Below are 15,415 nucleotides of genomic sequence, written 5' to 3'. Positions count from 1 at the left end.
TAGTCAATTTTACCGAAAACACGGCATCTCGTGCCGACACAGACCATTATGATCTTAGGCCCCTGTTTGATGGCGGAAGAATAGACTGAAAAGGCGGTCAGACTCTTACAAGCCTCGTACAAATGTATCTTACGATCAAGCGAGATAGCTGATATCTAAAGGCTCCTAATATGACCTACGAGGTTATTAAGGGCCGCGATGGTGTTTGGCGGTGGGAAATTATTGACGAGACCGGCGGTACATATCTGCGGTCCAATCGTTGTTTTGCTGAAGCCGGCTTAGCAACGGAGGATTTACAGGCCTCCAGTCACTTGATTAGTTTTCACCTCAAGCACCGCTGATGCGGTTCGGGGAGGATTGGCAAATTGCCGATCCTCCTTGGCGCCAATCAAAGGCGATATAGTGCCTTTTTTGAGGGGATATCTGTGCCGGTAATAATGCACTTCTCAACGTTTTTGAAATTTCTCACGTTGGATACCGGCGATAAGATTCGACACTTAGAGAGTTATGCGACGCCGGGCGGCTTTGATTATTACCGGTCATCTCGGGATGGAGTTTTGCAACATTCGGCCCACGGTCGAGATCGCAAAAGCGTCGCTCAGGACATCGCAAAAACTGCAGCGCAAAATGCGGCTGCACATAATGTCGAGATTTTCGAAAAGAGTGCTGATTGGCTTGCAAAACAGTCGGGAGTACGGGTCGTGCCATCGAGGGGAGTATGGCCGTCGCCAGAACGATGTTTCTCGGTTCATATCGAGCCAGAAATCGGTTTGGAGCAGGCAGGAAAAAGACGTGTACTTGCCGTTTATCCACGCCGGGAGCCTCGATTAAATCGCGATAAGGCGGGAGCGGGTGTCGTACTCCTCCAACGAGCATATAAAGGCACAGGCATTGAGGAGTTTGGAATTCTCGACGCTTATGGCAATAAAGCGTATTGGGTGCCAACAAACGTCTCAGCCGCGTTGCTAGATCGAGAGATCGCGACAATAGACGCTGAATTGAAGCGAATTATGGGGTAGTTATCGGAATGGTCGACCTCTGCGAGCAGCGATGATCAACCTGGTCCGCCTCGCCGTCGTCGGTGACGACGCCCTGCAACTCACATTCTCGGACGGAGCTGCGGCACTCTGGTCCGCTACCGATCTCATTGGACGCGACACCGTCATGACCCGCCCTCTAGCCGACCCAACCTACTTCGCGCGCGCCTTCATTGAAGGCGGCGCGCTCGCTTGGCCGAATGGGTTCGAACTTTCAGCCGACAGTCTTCATCGCTGGCTGGCCTGAACATTGTACCCTGCACATTCATATCGCTAATTCGCGCAATACCTGTTCGATCGGGATCATCATTGATCGGTCGCGTGCTTGCGCCATCCCGCGTTCGATCTTGGCCCGCTTCCAATCATCATAGTCGCGCTGAGCCGGTTGCTCTGACTCATTCGGTTCGATCATCTTCTGCCTCCTCGTCCCGCGCCCCATGCCTGACGCGCAAAATGACCACGCAGTCGCCCATCACGCGGTAGCGAAGAATATACGGCCATACCGTCGTCCGTTCACGCCGTCCGTCACCTACGTCGCGACCTCGATCTGGAAAACTCGCGAGGCTGTCTGCCACCGCGATAAGCCGCGCGCCCAATGCATTGGCAGCGACGCGATTGAACGCGGAGACATAGGTAACGATCGCCTCTAGATTGGCGACGGCATCGTCCGTCCAGACAATGCGCAACTAATCGCCGACGCGGGGTCGGGGTAAAAGCTCGGGCGACCCCCATGACACGAGCCAGCGCTTCACTGCATCGTGACTGATCAACCGTCCGTTTTGCACGTCTGCATCTGCACGCGCATCGGCCTTAGCCTCCGCAGCGGCATCGCTCGTATCGAACAGGGCATCATCGCGGGCCATTGTCGAGGGATACACCCCGACGGCAATCACGACCAGCGGCAACTCACCCCCACCCGCACCAAGGCGATCGCTTGCCGCCACCATATTGCCGCGCGAGGCCGTGGCGGACCAGTATCGCCCCCAGCGACTCCCCGCCCCTCTCGACGATGCGCAGCTTCCGCCCATAGCGGTCGACGTCGCGCTTGATCGGGGTCAGCGTGAAGGGGCCGGCGTTGAGCAACGCCTGCATCTTCAGCGTCGCTGCCTGCCCCAGCCGTGCTTCGCGGGCGCAGCGCGGCGGATGGGTCTCCGGCGTGTCGATGTCGGCGATGCGGATCTTGGTGCCCGCCATCCAGAACGTGTCGCCGTCGACCATGCAATCGATCCGTTTGGCGTGGCCGCAGATCGTGAAGCGCGCGGAGACCGGCTTGCCGCCCGACAGCGCGGATGCCCCCGCCACCACGGTCGTCGCCGCACTGGCGACACCCGCCGCGGTCGCCAGCGCACCGGTCACAGTGGTGGCAGCACCGGTCGTGGTCGCCGCTCCGGCAGCAGCAACGGATGCGGCCTCCGTTTTGGCCGCGTCCGCACCCCATCCCCAGCCACCCGGCACGCGCAGATGCCCCGCAGGCCAGGCAATGCCGAACCCGGTCGGCCATTCGATCTTCAAGCCGGGCGGCACCAGCGCCGCCCAGTCGATCTGGCGGATCACCGGCATCATCAGCCCGAGCAGCACGCCGTAGAACACCAGGCGGAGCTGCAGCAGGACTCCCGGCCTGGTACCGCGCACCGAGCCCCCGCGACCACGCGTGGCGCCAGCGCGGTCGCCGCCGAGCAACCGCATGAAATCAAACACATACTCCATCATCGCTCGCGCCTACGCGCGCGCGCGCGGAAGTCACCTTGGCGCGCCCCGGTCTTGCGGCGAGCGGAGTCGGAAACGAGGCGAACGCATCGTGAACATCGCGCATGTCAGGTCCTGGATGAATCGGACCAGCAATGCACCCGCTCGCGAACGCGCCAGATTTCGCTGTCCTACACGGGGCCAACATGCCCAGTTTGACGCATGCCAGCCCTCACTCCAGTCCAGCGCGACGTGCACGCACCCCGTCGTGCGTCCGGCATCCGCCCTCCCGCGACGATCGTGCGAGCGTCTACACTTCCTATACTTCACTCTCCCAACACGCTGGAAACGCCGGACACGCAGAGGGCGGAAAGTGCCGCCACTCCCCGCCCCCGCGTGCCCTGCGCACCCTCCCGCGATCATCGCGCGAGCGTCTGCACTTTCTATACTTCACTCGCCAACCCACTGGAAACGCCAGACACGCGAAGGGCGGAAAGTGTCGCCACTTCCCGCCCCCGCGCGCCCTGCGCACCCTCCCGCGATCGCCGCGCGAGCGTCTGCACTTTCTATACTTCACTCGCCAACCCACTGGAAACGCCAAACACACGAAGGGCGGGAAATGGCCCTAGCCACTCCCCGCCCCCGTTACGCGTCCAGCTTGAACCTCTTGCGAGGCAAGGGCTTAGAAGTGCGTGATGATACCGAGCATCGGACGGAAGCTCTGCGCGTCGCCGAAGGTGTTGACCTCGGCGCGGATGCGGAAGCCTGCGTTGCCGGTGATGCCCTTCAGGCCAATGCTCTGCGGACCGACTTCTGCGCCGATGCCGTACGTGATCGCGCTGTAGTCACGACCGGTGTCGCCACCGTTGGTCGAGCGTGCCGAGAAATGGTCGAAGTTGACCCACTGGTAGCCGACCTTGCCGTAGATCAGGCCGCTGTCGCCAGCGCGGAAGCCGAAACGGCCTGCTGCGCCGTATTCCCAATCGATGTTGCCATCGATGCCCTTGATCACGTTGCCTTCTGCGCCGACGAAGACCGGGCCGAGCGGCACGTTCACGCCGAGCACGCCCTGGACCAACGAGCCCGATGGCTTGTAGCCGCGACGGATCGAGTTGTCAGCGTTCAGCGCCTGCGGGATGCCGTGGCCGCGCTCGTTGTCGAACTGCTCCCAGCCGCCCATCACGCCAAAGTACGGCTCGATGCCGAATGCCTTCGAGCCGTCGGGAGCTGCTGCTTCACCGGGCTGTGCGCTGTTGTCAACGGGTGCCGGTGCCGACATGTCCTGCGCGAAGGCGGGAACTGCGACCGTTGCGGCGGCGAGGGCGATTGCCAGGGAAAGCTTACGCATGAGTTTGACCTTATACCGTGTTGTTGCGTGGATCGCCGACTGCACGGTGCGTCGGTTCGGTCCAGGCAAGCCAAACCGGTCGGCGAGCACATGGTTGCACAAAAAACGTCACATTCAGGGAACTGCCAGGGAACTGTTCGCCTGTGTTGCGTTACAGCAACGGTTCCTGTCATTTGGATGAACGAACCATGGCTGTCCCGCGGCGGACTAGGCAGAAATACAGCGGAAAAGCGGCAAAAAGCAGCCGGGCCTAGTATTAACGCTGTCTGTTCACCGTCTGGTGATAACCGGTGTGCGACGCAGCATGGATGGGGTTTTCACGCCTGTTCCGCAGCCGCTGGGCGGCGCTCTTTTGGTCGGCAGGGATCGTGTGGACGGCCTATGACGTCGCTAGCGACGCGCCGGAACCAGCCACGACGAACGCGACGTCAGCTGTCGCGGCACAACCGACCGACGCCGTCGGGGCCGCGTTCAATGCGGACGATCTCGCGATACTCGCCAACGCCGCAGGCTGATCGCGACGCGCCCGGTTCAGGCGCGCCGAGGATCGTTCAGGGCTTCAACGCAACGTCGTCGGCGTCCTTCAGGTCTTCGTCGTCGTCGATCGTGTCGTCGTCGAGTTCGTCCTGGACGTCGTCCTCGTCCATGTCGGCTTCGTCCATCGTCACCGACGAGTCCGTCTCGCCCACCTCTTCGGAATCCATCTTGGTCTCGTCGATCGACTCGTCGTCGGTGTCGTCTTCGCCCAGATCGGGTTCGAGGTCGGTCAGGATGATGCCGTCGCTCGGCCCGTTGCGCGTGGCCTCGAGGATCTCGGCGCGCTGGCTCTCGTCATAGCCCTCTTCGTCGTAGCCGTCGTCGCCCGATCCGGCACTCGGCACCTGATGTCCGCCCATGGTCACACTCCCTCGTTCCAGGACGCCCGCACGTTGCGGGCCTACCAGATGCGAACGGTGGACGTGCGCGGTGGTTCCTTCAAGCGCGGACCGGCGCCGTCGACGCCGGCCGGAACAGGCGACCGCGTTCGGTGATCAAAATGGCAACGAGCGCTGCCAGACCTGCGAGCAAGAACCCGCCGACCAGCGGCACGGTGGTACCATTGAAGGCCTGCCCGATCAGCGCGCCGAACACCGCGCCGACGGTGACGCTCAGGAAGCCCTGCACGCTCGATGCGGTACCGGCGATCCGCCCCATATTCTCCATCGCCATCGCCGAGAAGTTCGACGTCGCCAGCCCGAAACAGCCCAGCGTCAACGCCTGGAAGACCGCGAAACTGACCAATGTCTCGAAGCCGATCTCGATCGCGAACAGGTGGACCAACGACACCAGGATCAGCACCGACAGCGCCCCGTGACTGATGAGACGCGTCCCCAGCCGCATCACGATCCGCGAGTTGAGCAGGTTGCACGCCGCCATCGTCACCGACGTCGTCGCAAAGATCAGCGCGAGCAGCGTCGGCTTGTGGAACACGTCCGCCATGATCTGCTGGATCGAATTGAGATAGCCGTACAGCGCGCCCATCAATGCGGTCGACGCGAGCGTATAGCCGAGCGAATTGCGATCGCTCAGCGTCATCCGCCAGTCGCTGAGGATCCGCCCCGGCGTGATCGGCAGGACGTTCTCGGGCGCCAGCGTCTCGGGCATCCGCAGGTAGAACCAGACCAGCACGCCCAGCGTCAGCACCGCGACCGTCCAGAAGATCGCACGCCAGTCGCCGAACTGGAGCACCGTCCAGCCGAACGTCGGCGCCAGGATCGGCACGATCATGAACACCATGAACGCGATCGACATGACCCGCGCCATCGCCCGCCCATGATAGCAATCGCGGACCAAAGCGATCGTCGCGACGCGGGCGGCGGCGATCACAGCGCCGCCGAATGCCCGACCGGCCAGCAACAGCGTGAAGCTTCCCGCGGTCGCGCAGGCGACGTTGGCGATGATGTACAGGACGAGCGACCACAGCAGCACCGTCCGCCGCCCGAACCGATCCGCGAGCGGCCCGTGGACGAGTTGCGCCACACCGAAACCGATCACGAACGCGGTCACGACGAACTGCCGGCCGTTCTCGGTCGCGACACCAAGCGAGTCGCCGATCGCCGGCAGTGCTGGCAGCATCGAGTCGATGCCGAGCGCGGTCAGCGACATCAACGAGGCGACGAGCGCGACGAACTCGACGAAACCGATCGGCGCGCCGCGCGTCGCTGGCGCGTCGGATTGGGGATCCTGGGTCTGCATGATGCGTGGCCCTGTACCTGCTCGGGCGGTCGCGCGGAACCCGCTAACCGGCGCAGCTACGCGACGATTGCGCAGTGCGCCGACGACCCCTATCTGTATTGCCAGAACAACACACTTCGGAGATGACCATGATCCGCCCGTATTTGCTCGCCGCTGTCGGTCTCACCAGCGTGCTTGCCCTGTCCGCCTGCGATCGCTCGAACGAAGGCGCATCGGTCTCGATCAACGCCGATGGCGGCAATGTGCTAGGCGCGATCAACGGCGAGACCGGCGAGATGAAGATCGACGTGCCCGGCTTCCAGGGCTCGGTGAAGCTGCCGAAGATCAAGATCGACACGAGCAATTTCGATCTCAACGGCGTGCGCCTGTATCCGGGGTCGTCGATCAAGACGCTCAACATCGTCGGCGACGATAAGGCCGGCGGGTTGCGCGTCGCCTTCGCCAGCCCGGCAACACCCACTATCGTCCGCGACTGGTTCGCACAGCGGCTCGGCAAGGTCGGCTACCAGGTCCATCCCGAAGGCACGAACCTGATCGGCACCACCGACGAGAACAAACCCTTCCGCCTCGAGCTCGCCCCCGACGGCAAGGACAAGGCGACCGGCACGATCATCATCAGCGGATAGTCTACAATCGCCCCCCAAGGGGAGGATTAAAATCTCGCCCAACCCTAACCCAGACATTTGGCACGCCACCCCCGATCGCCTATATCGGGCATCCCCCAAACCGGACACGCACCCCATGCTCGATACCCCCGCCGCCCAGGTTCCGACGCTCAGCCTCGCCACGCAGGATACCGACCCCGACGGTTTCGCCGCCGCGTTCGGCGAATCGTTCGAGCGGTACGGCTTTGCGATCGTCGCCGATCACGGCATCCCCGCCGACCTGATCGAGCGCGCCTGGGCCGAGACCAAGCTGTTGTTCGACCTCCCCGAGGACGAAAAGCGCGGCTATCACATCCCCGGCGGCGGCGGCGCACGCGGCTATACGCCGTTCAAAACCGAGATCGCCAAGGACGCCAAGGTCGTCGACCTCAAGGAATTCTGGCACGTTGGCCGCGAGCTCCCCGAGGGGCATCGCTATGCAGACACGATGGCCCCCAACGTCTGGCCGACGCGGCCCGAGGGCTTCGAGCCGGTCTTCCTAGAACTCTTTGCAGCGTTCGACCGCGCCGGCGACAAGCTGCTCTCGGCGATCGCCCGCCACCTGAAACTCAAGCCCGACTGGTTCGATCCCGCGGTGAAGGACGGCAACAGCATCCTTCGCCTGCTCCACTACCCGCCGATCCCCGCCGATGCGGAAGGCGTCCGCGCCGGCGCGCATGAGGACATCAACCTCATCACATTGCTGCTCGGTGCCGAGGAAGCCGGCCTCGAACTGCTCGACCGCGCGAATGGCCGCTGGCTGTCGATCAAGCCACCCGAGGGCGCGATGGTCGTCAACGTCGGCGACATGCTCCAGCGGCTGACCAACAACGTGCTGCCGTCGACCACGCACCGCGTCGTCAACCCGCCACCCGAGCGCCGCGGACATTCGCGCTATTCGATGCCGTTCTTCCTGCACCCCGCGCCCGACTTCCTGATCGAAACGCTGCCCGGCACGATCACGCCGGATAACGCGAACCGCTATCCGAACCCGATCACCGCGCATGATTACCTGTACGAGCGACTGGTCGAGATCGGGCTCATCAAGAAGTAGAGGCAGCATGTTTCCCCGCGAAGGCGGGGATCCAGACTGGGCTCCCGCCTTCGCGGGAGAACAAGGAACGCTGGCACTGACCACTGCACCACCCCGGCGAAGGCCGGGGCCCAGTTGGAAAGGTGGTCGTAACGACGCGCACCGCTCTGTTATCGCCGTCTCCCAACTGGGCCCCGGCCTCCGCCGGGGTGGCGCATCTCTCGGGAAGGCTAAAGCTCGCAAACACCCCACCGCTTTTCTCCCCACCTGATACCCAACAACCACGCTTCGCCCATTGGTGCGGGCCCCCGCATCCGCTAGACCGCGCGCGATGCCCCATCTCTATCTCGTCGACGGCTCCGGCTATATCTTCCGCGCCTATCACCGGCTGCCGCCGCTCACCAACAAGCATGGCGAGCCCGTCGGCGCGGTGTATGGCTACACGACGATGCTGTGGAAGCTCGCCGACGAGGTCAACGCGGCCGACGGCCCGACCCACATGGCGGTCATCCTCGACAAGTCGTCGAAGACTTTCCGCAACGATCTCTACGACAAGTACAAGGCGCAGCGCCCTCCCCCACCCGAGGATCTCGTCCCCCAGTTCCCGATGATCCGCGACGCCACGCGTGCGTTCTCACTGCCGTGCATCGAGACCGAAGGCCTCGAAGCCGACGACATCATCGCCTGCTATGCAAAGGCCGCGCTAGCCCAAGGCTGGGAAGTCACGATCGTGTCGTCCGACAAGGATCTGATGCAGCTGATCGAGCCCGGTCTCGACATGTACGACACGATGAACAACCGCCGGCTCGGCGCGGAGCATGTCGCGGAGAAATTCCACGGCGTCTCGCCTGCGCAGCTCGGCGACGTGCTCGCGCTGATGGGCGACAGCGTCGACAACGTCCCCGGCGTCCCCGGCGTCGGCCCGAAGACCGCGGCGAAGCTGATCCTAGAACACGGCGATCTGGAAGCCGTGCTCGCCGCCGCCGACGGCATGAAGACGGGCAAGCTCCGCGACAACCTGATCGAGCATGCCGAGATGGCGCGGCTGTCGAAGGTGCTCGTCACGCTCAAATGCGACGTTGCGCTGCCCGAGCCGCTCGAAGATCTCGAACTCAAGGGTATCCCCGACGCGCCCTTGCGTGCGTTCCTCGAACATCACGGCTTCAAGTCGCTGATCGCCAAGCTCTCTGCGGTCGCCGAAGCCCCCGTCGCCGAGCCCGCGAGCACGGCCGAGTTTGACGAGGACGAGCCCTGCAAGCACGACGACTATGAAACCGTCGTCGACGAAGCCGCGCTCGACCGCTGGATCACGGTGGCGAAACACCAGGGCTGGATCGCGATCGACACCGAGACCACCGGCATCGACGCGACGCGCGCGGACCTTGTCGGGGTGAGCATGGCGCTGCATCCGAACCTCGCCTGCTACGTACCTATCGCGCATGGCGGCACCGATTTGCTTGCGGAAAACCCGGTCCAGCTCGATCGCGCGCTCGTGCTAGAGAAGCTGAAGCCGTTGCTGGAGGATCCGAGCGTCCTGAAGATCGGCCACAACCTCAAATACGACATGATCGTCCTCGGCCGCGCCTATGCGTCGACCGGCGGCGTGCAGATCGCGCCATTCGACGACACGATCGTGATGAGCTTCGATCTCGACGCCGGGCTGCACGGCCACGGCATGGACGAACTCGCCGCGACGCACCTCTCGCACAGCTGCATCGCGTTCAAGGACGTCGTCGGCACCGGCAAGACGCAGCGGACCTTCAACGAAATCGACCTGAAGGCCGCGACCCGATATGCGGCCGAGGACGCCGACGTGACGCTCCGCCTTTGGCGCCGGTTCAAGCGCCGCCTGCCCGCGGAGGGCTCGACGCGCGTGTACGAGATGGTCGACCGCCCGCTCGTCCCCGTCATCGCCCAGATGGAGATGCACGGGATCAAGGTCGATGCCGCCAAACTGTCGAAGCTCTCGACCGAGTTCGCCGGCCAGATGGCGAGCCTCGAAACCGAAATCCACGCGCTCGCCGGCGCGCCGTTCACGATCGGCAGCCCCAAGCAATTGGGCGACGTGCTGTTCGAGAAGATGGGCATCAAGGGCGGCCGCAAGGGCAAGTCCGGCGTCTATTCGACCGACGTCAACGAACTCGAGCGGATCGCGGCGGACAAGGATTCGCCCGGCGCCGTTATCGCGCGGAAAGTGCTCGACTGGCGGCAATTGTCGAAGCTGAAATCCACCTACACCGACGCATTGCAGGCGCAGATCAACCCGGCGACGGGCCGCGTCCACACGTCCTACTCGCTGACCGGCGCGCAGACCGGCCGGCTGTCGTCGACCGATCCCAACCTCCAGAACATCCCGATCCGCACCGAGATCGGCCGCCAGATCCGCGACGCGTTCGTGGCGGAACCGGGCAACGTAATCCTCGCGGCCGATTACTCGCAGATAGAGCTGAGGCTGGCCGCGCACATGGCGAACGTCCCCGCGCTGAAAGCGGCGTTCGCAAACGGCGACGACATCCACTCGCTGACCGCACAGGAACTGTTCGGCGAGGTCAACCGCGACACCCGCGGCCGCGCGAAGACGATCAACTTCGCGATCCTCTACGGCATCTCGCGCTGGGGCCTCGCCGGTCGCCTCGACGTTTCGGCGGACGAGGCTCAAGCGATGATCGACCGCTATTTCGACCGCTTCCCCGGCATCTCGAACTACATCGTCGAGACGACTGAGAGCGTCCGCGCGAGCGGCTACACCACCACGCTGTTCGGGAGAAAAACCCACTTCCCGAGAATTCGCTCGAAGATCCAGCACGAACGCCAAGGCGCCGAACGCGCCGCGATCAACGCGCCGATCCAGGGGACGAGCGCCGACATCATCAAGCGCGCGATGGTGCGGATGGGGCCGGCGCTGCTCGAGGCGGGCCTCACGAATGTCCGCATGCTCCTCCAGGTCCACGACGAACTCGTGTTCGAATTACCGGAAGGTGACGTCGCCGCGGCCAAGCCCGTGATCGAGCAGGTCATGGCCAATGCGGCGCTCCCTGCGGTAACGCTCGACGTCCCACTCGGCATCGAAATTGGCACCGGCCTTAGCTGGGGAGCGGCACATTGAACGCGCAGGGCGGCAGCCGGCCACGCCCGGCTGACTCGCACAAGCGCGGCCGGCGGAGCCTTTGCTCCGACCGACGACGCGTCTTTGCCGCGGCGCGACCCGCGAACGGCGCGGCATCGTGACCGAGGCCACGCAGGATATCGACACGCTCGCCAAGGGCGGCCGCACCAATATCGCCGGCTTCGTCCTCCGCCTTGCCGCGCGTATCCCGTTCCTGTTCATCGCCGGCCGCATCTACGGCCCTGACCTCGTCGGCCGCTTCGCGATCGCGGTCGTGGTGGTCGAACTCGCCGCGCTTCTCGCCACACTCGGCCTGAAACGCGGTCTCGCGCAGGCGCTCAGCAGCGCGGATCGCCCGCACGCCAACGTCGTGTGGGACGCGATGGCCGTGGCGTTTGTCGCCTCCCTCATCGCCAGCGCCGTGCTCTGCACCTTCCCGCAGATCATGTATCCGAACAGCGCGATCACCGGGCTCGACCGGTTCCTGCCGCTGATCATCGTCGCGATCGCCTGGTCCGACGTCAGCCTCGCCGCGCTCGCCTACCGCCTCAACGTCAAGGCCGCCGTCACCGCCCGCGCGGTCGTCGAGCCCTGGACGATCTCGATCGCCGCCTGGGCGTTCTCGTATTTCACGATCCGCGACGGCCTCGTGCTGAGCTACGTCGCATCGATGACCGCGGCGCTGATCGCCAGCCTCGTGCCGTTCCTACGTAGCTACGGCGTGCCGCGGGGTTGGAAACCCCAGCTCCGCCCGCTCTACGCGCTCGCCCGCGCCAACGTGCCGCTCGCCGGCGCGGACATCCTCGAATGGGGCAGCCGCAACGTCGACCGCTTCATTCTCGGCGTGATGTTCGAGCCCAAGGTCGTCGGTATCTATTACATGGCACAGCAGGTCGCGAGCCTGCCGCAGAAGCTCAAGACGAGCTTCGACCCGATCCTCGGCCCCGTCATCACGCACAGCCTGGCGATCAACGACCGTGCCGCGATCGCCAACCAGGTCCGCCAGGTCGCGTTCTGGATCATGGCCGCGCAAGGCGGGCTCGCGCTGATGGGCTCGATCCCCGGCGAAGCGGTGATGGGCGTGGTCGGCCCGCAGTTCGTCGCCGGCACCGCAGCGCTCGCGTTCCTGCTCACCGCCGAAGTGCTCGCGTCGACCGGCGCGGTCAGCGAATCCGCGCTCGTCTACATCGCCCGCCACCGGAACCTGATGATCTCGGCGGCAATGCTCGCGTTCCAGATCGGGCTCAGTTTCGCGTTGATCTTCACGATCCGCAAGCTCGGCTACCCGGTCAATTACCAGGCTGCAGGTCCGGCGATCGCGCTGATGCTGTCGGTCGGGGTGACGTCGATCATCAAGTCGAAGCTGCTCGGGCACCTGCTCGGCGCCAACGTATCGCCGTGGCGCTGGCCGCTGATCTGGGCGGCGCTCGCCGCGATCGTGGTCGGTGGCGCGTTCACCGCGCTACCCAAGCGTTACGAGTGGGTCGAGCTCGCGATCGGCGAACCCGCGATCGCGGCCACCTATCTCTACATCCTGTGGAAATACGCATTCGGCCCCGCGGACCGCGCCCTGTTCGGCAAATCGACGCCGGTCGGCGAGGCGACGTTGCCGAATGCCGGATCACCGATCCGCTAACGCGATCAGTATGCGCGGGCGACCGCGAACTCGACGGCTTCGATCATGGCGTCCTTGGCTTCGCCGTTGGGGAAGCCGCCGATCGAGTCGATCGCACGCTGGCCGTAATGACGTGCCCTGGCGAAGGTGTCGTCGATTGCACGGGTCGATCGGATCAGTCGGATCGCATGCTGAAGGTCGGCCTCGCTGTCACGACGACCTTCGACCGCATCCTTCCAGAACGCACGGTCCTCGGCCGAGCCACGCGCATAGGCGAGGATCACCGGAAGAGTCATCTTGCCCTCGCGGAAGTCGTCGCCCGCGTCCTTGCCCATGGTGTCCGCGTCCGAGACGTAATCGATCGCGTCGTCGACCAGCTGGAACGCGATGCCCAGGTTACGACCATAGGCGTCGAGCGCAGCCTCCTCGGCCTCGGGACGATCGGCGACGACCGCCGAGATCCGGCACGCGGCTGCGAACAGCGCCGCGGTCTTTGCGCCGATGATATCGAGATAGCGCTCCTCGCCCAGATCGACGCGGCGCGCGGCGGTGAGCTGATTGACCTCGCCCTCAGCGATGACCGCGCTGGTCGAGGACAGGATCTTCAGAGCCTTGAGGCTGCCCGCCTCGACCATCAGTTCGAAGCTACGGCTGAACAGGAAATCGCCGACCAGCACGCTGGCCGGGTTGCCCCAGATGATATTCGCGGTGCGCTTGCCCCGGCGCAGATCCGAGCCATCGACGACATCGTCGTGGAGCAGCGTTGCAGTATGGATGAACTCGACCGCAGCCGCGAGCAGGTGATGCTGCGTACCGGTATAATTGATCAGTTGCGCGCTCGCGAGCGTCAGCATCGGCCGCATCCGCTTGCCCCCGCCCGCGATCAGGTGACCGGCGAGTTCGGGGATCAGCGGGATCTCGGACTCCATCCGGCCGCGGATCACCGCGTTGACCTGGTCCATGTCGCCACGGACAAGCTTGACCATCGGGTCCAGCGAGGGCTGGGACTCGGGCGTGGGACGAAGGGTGTCGAGGCGGTGGACGGTGGCGCTCATCTTCCCGAGCCTCTGACGCCTATGCCCCTGCAAAGCAACCCTTGCCGGGCGTCGACCTGCCCCGGCTCGCCCCGATCTGCTGTGCAACGCCTTGCCGATCCGGCCACGTCGCCGCAAAAGGCGCGTCGAACCAACGAAAGGGTATTTTGGTGGCTGACGACCTGTTGACCGGATACCGCCAGAGCATCGACAACATCGATGCGGCACTGATCCACATGCTCGCGGAGCGCTTCAAGGTGACGCAGGCGGTGGGTCGGCACAAGGCGACGCACGGCCTTCCCGCCGCGGATCCGGGCCGTGAGGAACGCCAGATCGCCCGATTGCGGCATCTGGCGGCGGAAGCGCAGCTCGATCCCGAGTTTTCGGAAAAATTCCTGCGCTTCATCATCGACGAGGTGATCCGTCACCATGAGCGGTTGGCGCACGATCCGGTTTGAGCGCGACAAGACGATCCTTTTCCCGCCCCCTCCCTGGAAAGGAGGGGAGTAGTGCATGACGAAAACGTCATCCTTGTTCCACGTGCCGATCACCCGCCCCGGTGCAATCGGTTGCGGATGACGTGGCTCTACCGATCCCTGCTCGCGCTGGTCCTGGCCGCTATCGCCGCAGCTGGCTTCATGGGCTGGCTCGGCTATTTCGGTGGGCCGTTGTTCACCGATGTCCATCCTACCAAACCGGAGCGGCCGTTCGCCGTCGTGCTTCTCACCGGCGATCTCGGCTACAAGATCGGCATGGCGCCGCAGATCGCGCGGCGGCTGGCGGCCGACGGCGTGCCGGTGGTTGCGGTCAACACGCTGACCTATCTGCGCACCGCGCGGACGCCGGCCAACATAACGACGCTGATCGCGCGCGCCGAACAGCGCGCGCTTCGGCTCGGGCACACCGAGCGGGTCGTGATGATCGGCCAGTCGTTCGGCGCGGACATGTTGCATGTCGGGCTGATCGACCTTGCCCCCGAACTGCGCGCGAAGATCGCCAAGGTCGCGCTGATCGTGCCCGAGGACAACGTCCAGTTCCGCGCGTCGCCGAGCGAGGTCTTCGATCTCTGGACCCCGACCGTCGACGCGATGCCGACCGCGCGCCAGCTGACCTGGGCACCCCTGCTGTGCGTGCAGGGCGTCGAGGAAGTCGGCAGCCTGTGCCCGTTGCTGACCCAGGCCAATGCGACGCGGATCGCGTTGCCGGGCGGACACCCGCTTCACCGCGACGCCGATGCGCTCTACGAGGTGCTGGCGCGGTTCGTTTTCGCGGATTGAGGATCGACCGATGATTCCTGTGATGATGGCGCTCGCGATGGCCGTGGGCAGCCCGGCCCCTGCTTCCCCCGTGGAAGGCACCTGGCACAATCCGAAGAACAGCGTGGCCGTGAAGACCGGCGCCTGCGGGGACAGGCTGTGCGGATGGGTGGTGCGGGCCAGCGATGAGGCGCAGGCCGACGCCCGCGATGGGGGCACGCCGAAACTGATCGGCACCGCCTTGCTTCGCGAATATCGCCCTAGCGGCCGCAGGAAATGGTCGGGCCAGATCTTCGTCCCCGACATGGGCCGCACCTTCGGGTCGACGCTGACGCTGGTCGACGCGAATACGATCGACGTGAAAGGCTGCCTGATCGGCGGGTTCCTGTGCAAGACGCAGACCTGGCACCGCGGTTGACCC

Annotated in this window: 18 protein-coding genes; 11 read left to right on the top strand and 7 right to left on the bottom strand. The window is 64.5% G+C overall.

The window, feature by feature from the left end; all coding sequences use genetic code 11:
• The first annotated feature begins 170 nt into the window (after positions 1 to 170).
• From O6X71_RS09060 to O6X71_RS09050, 3 genes are read left to right on the top strand one after another with little or no spacing between them, the layout of a single operon-like run.
• Positions 171 to 341 carry a hypothetical protein gene (locus O6X71_RS09060; RefSeq protein WP_353465572.1) on the top strand — a complete coding sequence of 57 codons (171 nt, stop codon included), beginning with the start codon at positions 171 to 173 and terminating at the stop codon, positions 339 to 341.
• A gap of 24 nt (positions 342 to 365) precedes the next feature.
• Positions 366 to 1,019: a hypothetical protein gene (locus tag O6X71_RS09055; RefSeq protein ID WP_353465571.1), complete on the top strand. Its 654-nt coding sequence runs from the start codon at positions 366 to 368 to the stop codon at positions 1,017 to 1,019.
• A 31-nt stretch (positions 1,020 to 1,050) separates the two neighbouring features.
• Positions 1,051 to 1,284 carry a DUF2442 domain-containing protein gene (locus O6X71_RS09050; protein ID WP_353465570.1) on the top strand — a complete coding sequence of 78 codons (234 nt, stop codon included), beginning with the start codon at positions 1,051 to 1,053 and terminating at the stop codon, positions 1,282 to 1,284.
• Between the two features lie 18 nt (positions 1,285 to 1,302).
• On the opposite strand, the gene O6X71_RS09045 is transcribed toward O6X71_RS09050, so the two are convergent.
• The 4 genes from O6X71_RS09045 to O6X71_RS09030 all read right to left on the bottom strand — a co-directional run bounded on the left by O6X71_RS09045 (position 1,303) and on the right by O6X71_RS09030 (position 4,071).
• Positions 1,303 to 1,449 (bottom strand): hypothetical protein, encoded by a 147-nt coding sequence (locus O6X71_RS09045; RefSeq protein WP_353465569.1) that lies wholly within the window; start codon positions 1,447 to 1,449, stop codon positions 1,303 to 1,305.
• On the bottom strand, positions 1,433 to 1,723 hold the full coding sequence (locus O6X71_RS09040; protein WP_353465568.1) for a type II toxin-antitoxin system RelE/ParE family toxin: 291 nt from the start codon (positions 1,721 to 1,723) through the stop codon (positions 1,433 to 1,435). Before O6X71_RS09040 ends, O6X71_RS09045 begins: the two co-directional genes overlap by 17 nt.
• A 220-nt stretch (positions 1,724 to 1,943) precedes the next feature.
• Entirely contained in the window at positions 1,944 to 2,735 is a 792-nt protein-coding gene (locus O6X71_RS09035; RefSeq protein ID WP_353465567.1) for a thermonuclease family protein, read from the bottom strand.
• Between the two features lie 670 nt (positions 2,736 to 3,405).
• Entirely contained in the window at positions 3,406 to 4,071 is a 666-nt protein-coding gene (locus O6X71_RS09030; protein WP_353465566.1) for an outer membrane protein, read from the bottom strand.
• Between the two features lie 308 nt (positions 4,072 to 4,379).
• Between O6X71_RS09030 and O6X71_RS09025 the strand changes: the two genes are divergently transcribed.
• On the top strand, positions 4,380 to 4,586 hold the full coding sequence (locus O6X71_RS09025; protein WP_353465565.1) for a hypothetical protein: 207 nt from the start codon (positions 4,380 to 4,382) through the stop codon (positions 4,584 to 4,586).
• Between the two features lie 36 nt (positions 4,587 to 4,622).
• Here O6X71_RS09025 and O6X71_RS09020 read toward each other — a convergent pair whose 3' ends face one another.
• Both O6X71_RS09020 and O6X71_RS09015 read right to left on the bottom strand, forming a co-directional pair.
• Positions 4,623 to 4,967 carry a hypothetical protein gene (locus O6X71_RS09020; protein ID WP_056065779.1) on the bottom strand — a complete coding sequence of 115 codons (345 nt, stop codon included), beginning with the start codon at positions 4,965 to 4,967 and terminating at the stop codon, positions 4,623 to 4,625.
• Between the two features lie 79 nt (positions 4,968 to 5,046).
• Positions 5,047 to 6,306, bottom strand: coding sequence for a multidrug effflux MFS transporter (locus O6X71_RS09015; RefSeq protein WP_353465564.1), 1,260 nt, complete (start codon positions 6,304 to 6,306; stop codon positions 5,047 to 5,049).
• A 128-nt stretch (positions 6,307 to 6,434) separates the two neighbouring features.
• On the opposite strand from O6X71_RS09015, the gene O6X71_RS09010 reads away from it, so the two are divergent.
• The 4 genes from O6X71_RS09010 to O6X71_RS08995 all read left to right on the top strand — a co-directional run bounded on the left by O6X71_RS09010 (position 6,435) and on the right by O6X71_RS08995 (position 12,725).
• Positions 6,435 to 6,932 carry a hypothetical protein gene (locus O6X71_RS09010; RefSeq protein WP_353465562.1) on the top strand — a complete coding sequence of 166 codons (498 nt, stop codon included), beginning with the start codon at positions 6,435 to 6,437 and terminating at the stop codon, positions 6,930 to 6,932.
• A gap of 115 nt (positions 6,933 to 7,047) precedes the next feature.
• Positions 7,048 to 8,004 (top strand): isopenicillin N synthase family dioxygenase, encoded by a 957-nt coding sequence (locus O6X71_RS09005; RefSeq protein WP_353465560.1) that lies wholly within the window; start codon positions 7,048 to 7,050, stop codon positions 8,002 to 8,004.
• A 310-nt stretch (positions 8,005 to 8,314) separates the two neighbouring features.
• Positions 8,315 to 11,089: a DNA polymerase I gene (gene polA / locus O6X71_RS09000; RefSeq protein WP_353465558.1), complete on the top strand. Its 2,775-nt coding sequence runs from the start codon at positions 8,315 to 8,317 to the stop codon at positions 11,087 to 11,089.
• Positions 11,090 to 11,207: 118 nt separating this feature from the next.
• Positions 11,208 to 12,725, top strand: a complete 1,518-nt coding sequence (locus O6X71_RS08995) for a lipopolysaccharide biosynthesis protein (RefSeq protein WP_353465556.1) — start codon at positions 11,208 to 11,210, stop codon at positions 12,723 to 12,725.
• Between the two features lie 5 nt (positions 12,726 to 12,730).
• Here the strand turns inward: O6X71_RS08995 and O6X71_RS08990 are convergent, their stop codons facing one another.
• A complete protein-coding gene (locus O6X71_RS08990; RefSeq protein ID WP_353465555.1) occupies positions 12,731 to 13,759 on the bottom strand; it encodes a polyprenyl synthetase family protein in 1,029 nt (342 codons plus the stop codon).
• A gap of 149 nt (positions 13,760 to 13,908) precedes the next feature.
• Here O6X71_RS08990 and O6X71_RS08985 point away from each other — a divergent pair, with 149 nt between their 5' ends.
• From O6X71_RS08985 to O6X71_RS08975, 3 genes are all read left to right on the top strand, one after another.
• Positions 13,909 to 14,196 carry a chorismate mutase gene (locus O6X71_RS08985; protein WP_107954710.1) on the top strand — a complete coding sequence of 96 codons (288 nt, stop codon included), beginning with the start codon at positions 13,909 to 13,911 and terminating at the stop codon, positions 14,194 to 14,196.
• A 117-nt stretch (positions 14,197 to 14,313) separates the two neighbouring features.
• Positions 14,314 to 15,015 carry an AcvB/VirJ family lysyl-phosphatidylglycerol hydrolase gene (locus O6X71_RS08980; protein WP_353465553.1) on the top strand — a complete coding sequence of 234 codons (702 nt, stop codon included), beginning with the start codon at positions 14,314 to 14,316 and terminating at the stop codon, positions 15,013 to 15,015.
• Positions 15,016 to 15,025: 10 nt separating this feature from the next.
• A complete protein-coding gene (locus tag O6X71_RS08975; protein ID WP_120301320.1) occupies positions 15,026 to 15,412 on the top strand; it encodes a DUF2147 domain-containing protein in 387 nt (128 codons plus the stop codon).
• Positions 15,413 to 15,415 lie beyond the last annotated feature (3 nt).

It is taken from the genome of Sphingomonas faeni (genome assembly GCF_040407505.1).
Lineage (GTDB): Bacteria > Pseudomonadota > Alphaproteobacteria > Sphingomonadales > Sphingomonadaceae > Sphingomonas > Sphingomonas faeni_E.
The sequence above is the reverse complement of the archived record's forward strand: the minus strand, read 5'-3'. Positions and strand labels throughout refer to the sequence as shown.